Raw genomic sequence first — 7,022 nt, 5'->3', positions numbered from 1 at the left:
TTTTAGCACTATAGTTTCCATATAAAATCCTCACATAAATTCTTTTTTCTATTATTTTGGATTTTTATATAGGTTTATATTAATGGTATTTTAATACATGTATTTTCTAAAGTGAAACTTATATATTAAAAATATTTTTAGGAAGGTTTATTTGATAAATTAACAAAACAAAAATACATTTCATATAATGATACTAGCAAGGAGGTGAATTTTATGGATTATTACAATAATAGGTTACCCCTTTTTTTGATTTTAATAAAATTATTATCTGATGTATTTGAAGAAGTGGGGTTACAGAATAAGTGCATATCCAGAGCTTCTGTTAGCTCTAAGGGGAAAAAAAGTGATGGGTTTAATAAAGGTTATAAAACAGGCAAGCGTCCTGGAAATTCAGTGAAAAATTACAAAAATAAGTACAAAGATAAATTAATATGCGAATGTGCAACTGAATTATCTGGTAATTGCAAAACAGATAATTCTGATACAAAAGAAATTAATAACATAGGGTCTGATTCTGATAAAGATACTACATTGGAACTAACTGAAAACAACAAAAAAAGTATAGATTCAAGAGAACATTGCCGCATTGAACCAATGGCAAGAGTGTTGTATGTATTAAAGATTAAAGGATTAATAAAAGTAGACATTCATTTTGTAGACGGACAAGAATTTGAGGAAAATGTAAATATTGTAAGCGTTAATAATTATTTAGTTGAAGTTTTCAATCCACTAAGTGAGGAAAATATTATTATTGGAATTGATAAAATTGCAGCGGTACGTACAAAATCAGGGTCAACTCCTTCAATACCCCAAAATGCTTTGATAGATATTGAAACAAATGAAATTAATTGTTGTGAAGGTACGCTTAGTGAATTTTTAAGAAATAATATAGAAAATAAGGTTGTTGTTCAAATGTTTGGAGATTTGAATAATAATAGAGAGGAAATAACAGCGGTTGGAAAAGGAATAGTCGTATTAAATTATGATTTGGCAGTATCCACTTCTAAAATAAGAGCTGTTAAAATATATCCTCAAATATAAAAAAAAATAATTACAAAACATATTTATAAAACATATTTTTAACTGATGTATATGTATGGCAGAATTTAAATAAGTCTTGACAGTTTATGAAATAAAGTTATAATAAAAAATATATATTTAAATCTAATATAAAAGCTAAGAAAAAGAGGAGTAAAGATAGAGGAGTATTAAGAGAGGAAAGTTTATTAGCTGAGAGACTTTCTATACAAATTATCTTGAAGGTAGCTTTGGAGCTTCTCTGCTGAAGTAGTAGTAAGTAGAGCCGGTGGTCACATCGTTAATTTAAATGAGAGCCTGTATTATTCAGGAATTAAGGTGGTAACGCGCACTGTCGTCCTTTACAAGAGGATGTCAGTGCTTTTTTGTTGTCAATTGTCAAAAAAAATGGGAGGTAATATAAATGGCAGAAGTAAATATCGCTAAAACATATGATCCAAAAGAATTTGAAAATAAACTTTATAAGGAATGGGAAGGGAAAGGCTACTTTACTCCTAAAGTGGATGAAAATAAAAAACCATATACAATAATGATGCCGCCGCCAAATATAACTGGACAGCTTCATTTAGGGCATGCTCTTGATGGAACACTACAAGACTTCCTTATAAGAACAAAAAGAATGCAGGGATATAGCACTTTATGGCTTCCAGGAGAAGATCATGCAAGTATTGCAACTGAAGTAAGAGTTGAAAAGGAATTATTAACTCAAGGATTACATAAAAAAGAAATGGGAAGAGAAGCTTTCCTTGAAAAGGTTTGGGAATGGTCTGATACTTACAGAGAAAGAATTAAGACTCAGTACAAGAGATTGGGAATTTCAGCGGATTACACTAGAGAAAGATTTACAATGGATGAAGGTTTAAGTAATGCTGTTAAACAGGTATTTGTTGACCTTTATAATGAAGGGCTAATATACAGAGGAAATAGAATAGTAAACTGGTGTCCAAAATGTCAGACAGCTATATCAGATGCAGAAATAGAATATGAAGAACAAAATGGACATTTCTGGCATATAAAATATCCAGTAGTAGATAGTGATGAATATTTAGAAATTGCTACAACTAGACCTGAAACTATGCTTGGAGATACAGCTGTAGCTGTTAACCCAGAGGATGAAAGATATAAGCACTTGATAGGCAAAAAATTAATTTTACCATTAGTAGGAAGAGAAATACCAGTAGTTGCTGATGACTATGTTGGTATAGATTTTGGAACTGGAGCAGTTAAAATAACTCCAGCTCATGACCCTAACGATTATGAGGTAGGAAAGAGACATAATCTTCCTGAAATAGTTATTATGGATAAAAAAGGTGCCATAGTAGAAGGATATGGACAATATTCAGGAATGGACAGATATGAAGCAAGAAAAGCTATAGTTAAAGATTTAGAAGAACAAGGATATCTTGTAAAGATAAAAGATCATGCTCATAATGTTGGAACTCATGATAGATGTGGAACTACTATAGAACCTATAACATCCAAGCAGTGGTATGTTAAAATGAAACCTCTTGCAGAACCAGCAATAGATGTAGTAAGAGAAGGAAAGATTAAATTTGTACCTGACAGATTCTCAAAAATATATTTCAATTGGATGGAAAACATTCAAGACTGGTGTATTTCAAGACAGCTTTGGTGGGGACATAGAGTTCCAGTTTGGTATTGTGCAGATTGCGGAGAAATAACAGTATCAGTAGATGAACCAACAAAATGTAGTAAATGTTCAAGCGAAAATTTAAAACAGGATGAAGATGTTCTTGATACATGGTTCAGTTCAGCTTTATGGCCATTTTCAACATTAGGTTATCCTGAAAAAACTGATGATCTGAAATATTTCTATCCAACAGATACTTTAGTTACAGGATACGATATCATATTCTTCTGGGTAGCTAGAATGATATTCTCTGGACTTCACAGCATGGGTGACATACCGTTTAAGACAGTATTAATCCACGGAATAGTTAGAGACAGTGAAGGAAGAAAGATGTCTAAATCTCTAGGAAATGGTGTAGATCCATTAGAAGTTATAGAAAAATATGGTGCTGATGCCCTAAGATTTATGCTTATAACAGGTAATGCTCCAGGAAATGACATAAGATACTATGAAGAAAAAGTTGAAGCAGCTAGAAACTTCGCAAATAAAATATGGAATGCTTCAAGATTTGTTATGATGAATCTTGATGAAGGGTTAATGGATAAGTATAAAGATTGCAGAGAATACACTATTGCTGATAAATGGATATTATCAAGATTAAATACATTAGTTAAAGAGGTAACAGAAAATATTGATAAATTTGAATTAGGAATAGCTTCTCAAAAGGTATATGATTTCATGTGGACTGAATTCTGTGACTGGTATATTGAGTTAGTAAAACCTGTTTTATATGGAGAAGATGAAAAGGCTAAAGGAACAGTACTAAATGTTTTAAATGAAGTATTAACAACAGGATTACAACTACTGCATCCTGCAATGCCGTATATTACAGAAGAGATATATACTAATCTTCCAAATACAGATGAATCTATAGTTATATCTACATGGCCAACATATAGAGAAGAAGTGGAAAATAAAGAAGCAGAAGAAAATATGAATTATATAATAGAAGCTATAAAGGCTTTAAGAAATGTTAGAACTGAAATGAATGTTCCACCTTCAAGAAAGGCTAAAGTAACGATTTTTGCTGTAGAAGGCAGAGAAGCTTTTGAAGAAGGAAGAATTTACTTTGAAAAGCTTGCTTCTGCATCAGAAGTAGCTATTACTGAATCAAAGGATGAAATACCAGATAATTCAGTTTCTGCACTTACAAAAGGAGCAGAAATGTATATGCCTCTATTAGACTTGGTAGATATAGAAAAAGAGCTTGAAAGATTAAATAAAGAAAAGGAAAAGTTTCAAAAAGAAATTGAAAGAGTAGAAAAGAAACTTTCAAATGAGAAATTTATAAGTAAAGCTCCAGAGGCTGTTGTAAATGAAGAAAGAGAAAAAGGCAAAAAATATAAAGAAATGTATGATGCTGTTTTAGAAAGAATAAATAATTTAAAATAATTTTATGAAACATCTGCTGAAAAGCAGGTGTTTTTGTTTTGTGGACTTGATAAAAAAAATTGATAAACTTGTTGAAGTTTGATAAAATAAGCACTAAAGTTTAACTTATAAGAAAAATTATTTTAGATTGGGGAGAAGTGAATTGAATTATTCAGATGCAATGAAATATATAGAAGAAACAGCTAAATTTAGTATAAAACTGGGGCTTTCAAGAACAGAAAAAATACTTGAACTATTAGGTAATCCTCATGAAAAATTAAAATGTGTACACATAGCTGGAACTAATGGGAAAGGTTCTACTACTTCTATGATAGCTAGTATTCTTAAAGAAGCTGGTTATAAGGTTGGAATGTATACTTCTCCATTCATTGAAGAATTTGAAGAAAGAATACAGATAAATGGAGTTAATATAGATAAGGCTGAATTGGCAGAAGTTATTACTAAAGTTTCTAAAGCAATAGATGAGGTTGTTGAATTGGGATATGATAATCCAACTCAATTTGAGATAATAACCTGTGCAGGATTATTATATTTTTATGAAAAAAAAGTTGATTTTGCAGTTATAGAAGTAGGACTTGGAGGAAGACTAGATTCTACTAACGTAATAACTCCCATATTAAGTGTAATTACTTCTATTAGTTATGATCATATAGATATTCTTGGAGATACACTGTCCAAGATAGCATCGGAAAAGGCTGGAATAATTAAAGAAAATGTTCCAGTAGTATTATATCCTCAAGAAAGAGAAGCTGAAGAAATAATTCAAAAGGTTTGTAATGATAAAGATTGCCAACTCATAAATGTAAAAAAGGATTATGTTAAATTTTTAGGATGCACAGAAACAGAAAAAGATGGTGAATGTAAAATTCTTCAAAATATAACTGTTCAAGGGCAATCTGATGTATATGATATTAGTCTATCTTTATTAGGTAAGCATCAATTACTGAATTGTGCAGTTGCTATATACGTCATAGAAGCTTTGAAGCAGCAAGGAATAGCAATTGATAAAATGCATATTATTAAAGCCTTATCCAAAGTAAAGTGGATGGGAAGATTTGAAATAATGAAAACTAATCCTATAGTTGTAATAGATGGAGCACATAATATTGATGCAATATTAAAGTTGAAAGAAAGTGTAGAAGCTTATATAAAATATGATAGCTTAATTTTAATATTAGGAATACTTGCAGATAAGCAGGTGAAAGACATAGTTAAAACCCTTGCACCAATGGCAAAAAAAGTTATATGTGTGACTCCTCACAGTGATAGAGCAGAGATTGCAGATAAACTTAAGTTAGAAGTAGAAAAATATAATATACAATGTGAAGCTGTTGAAGATTATTCAGAAGCATATAAGCTTGGGCTAAAATACTGCAGTAAAAATGACTTATTATTAATTTCAGGATCATTATACATGATAGGAGATATGAGAAAAATAGTCAGTAAAAATGAGGATTAGCTTAGCTAGTCCTCGTTTTTTATTTTAAAGTTCTTTGATATTTTTATTTTTTAATCTCTTAGAAACAAATCTTTGCAGAGAGGTTTTTATAATAGCCATAATAGGTACTCCTAAAAACATACCAAGTACTCCAAAAGTACCACCACCAATAGTTATAGCTAGTATTATCCAAAAAGGACTTAATCCTACCTTATCTCCAAGTATTTTAGGACCAAGGAACCAACCATCAAATTGCTGCAGAATTAATATAAAGATTAGTACCCATAAAGCTTTTATTGGGCTATAGAATAAAGTTATTATAACAGCAGGTATCATTCCGATAAAAGGTCCAAAATAAGGTATCATATTTGTAAGACCAACTATGAAGCTAATAAGTAAAGCATATGGCATTTTTAATATGGTTAAGCCTGTAGCGCATAGTAGTCCTATTATTAATGAATCAATAAATTTACCAATTATATATTGAGAAAATAATATATTAACTTCATCTCCAAATATAAGAAAAGCTTCTACTGATTCTTCATCAAAAACAGCATACAAAAACCTTTTAATATTTTTCTTAAATATCTCCTTATCTTTCAGTATATAAATGGATATTATAAACCCAAAAATCATTTTAAGAAAGGATGAAGTAAAACTAATAGCTTTAGTAAGTACTGCATTAACTCCAGTATTTAAAACAGCTGTTAATTTATCCAAGGATGTAGTTAAAAAGTTGGTTATCCATTTTACCACATCGGAGTTATTTACTAAATTTAGTTTTGTCATATTGGCATTGAACCATGCTTCTGTTTGTCTGGCGTAATCTGGCATATTATCTACCAAATCACCTACATTGCTAGCTATGGTAGGTGAAACTATAGTTACAGTAAGAGTTATTAATCCTATAACTATCATATAAACAAGCAATATACTTAAGGATCTTTTAAATTTAAACCTTTTTTCAATATGAACCATAAGTGGATTTAATATATATGCTATTGAAAAAGCCCAAAAAAAAGGACTAAGTATTGAAATAAGAACCCAAAAACCTTCTGCTAAAAATTCAATATTATTTATAGCCTTAAAAAGCAAGAATGCAATTATTAAAATAGGTACTAAATCTAAGTGTGGAAATTTTTTGTTTTTAAACAAGTTTCGGTCCTCTCTTTCACATAGGTTATCAGCTAGATAGATTATAACACCAAATTATTCATCATTCTAGTATTTTTGACATTAATAAAAAATTTTAAAACTATATACATGAAAAATTAAAAGTTTATACATAGTTTTTATCCTAGGACTGATAATGCAATATTCCCTATTTAAAAATAGAGTGATTTTGAACTAGTAAAGCTCCTATAAATACTAAAAAAATGCGGTATATTTATAAAATATACCGCATTAACGTTAATTTTTATATGTGCTAGCAGCAACAACAGCAACAAGAAGGTAATGCACAACCTAATCCAGCGCCGCCGCCTAAGCCACAACAGCCTAAGC

4 protein-coding genes and 1 other annotated feature are annotated in these 7,022 nt (G+C 30.2%); of the genes, 3 read left to right on the top strand and 1 reads right to left on the bottom strand.

Annotated features, from left to right (window positions below; genetic code table 11):
- Positions 1-213: 213 nt before the first annotated feature.
- The 3 genes from OIO11_RS14760 (at position 214) to OIO11_RS14750 (ending at position 5,540) form a co-directional block, all read left to right on the top strand.
- The gene (locus OIO11_RS14760; RefSeq protein ID WP_268072205.1) at positions 214-1,041 is read left to right on the top strand and encodes a hypothetical protein; all 828 of its coding nucleotides are present in this window, start codon (positions 214-216) and stop codon (positions 1,039-1,041) included.
- A gap of 128 nt (positions 1,042-1,169) precedes the next feature.
- Positions 1,170-1,383, top strand: a binding site (T-box leader).
- 58 nt (positions 1,384-1,441) lie between these two features.
- The gene (locus OIO11_RS14755; protein ID WP_268072204.1) at positions 1,442-4,081 is read left to right on the top strand and encodes a valine--tRNA ligase; all 2,640 of its coding nucleotides are present in this window, start codon (positions 1,442-1,444) and stop codon (positions 4,079-4,081) included.
- Between the two features lie 142 nt (positions 4,082-4,223).
- Positions 4,224-5,540: a bifunctional folylpolyglutamate synthase/dihydrofolate synthase gene (locus OIO11_RS14750; protein ID WP_268072203.1), complete on the top strand. Its 1,317-nt coding sequence runs from the start codon at positions 4,224-4,226 to the stop codon at positions 5,538-5,540.
- Positions 5,541-5,564: 24 nt separating this feature from the next.
- On the opposite strand, the gene OIO11_RS14745 is transcribed toward OIO11_RS14750, so the two are convergent.
- The gene (locus OIO11_RS14745; protein WP_268072202.1) at positions 5,565-6,674 is read right to left on the bottom strand and encodes an AI-2E family transporter; all 1,110 of its coding nucleotides are present in this window, start codon (positions 6,672-6,674) and stop codon (positions 5,565-5,567) included.
- Positions 6,675-7,022 lie beyond the last annotated feature (348 nt).

This window comes from Clostridium sp. ZS2-4, from assembly GCF_026719745.1.
GTDB lineage: Bacteria > Bacillota > Clostridia > Clostridiales > Clostridiaceae > Clostridium_H.
Note: the sequence above shows the minus strand (reverse complement) of the source record. Positions and strands in the feature narration are given on the sequence as shown.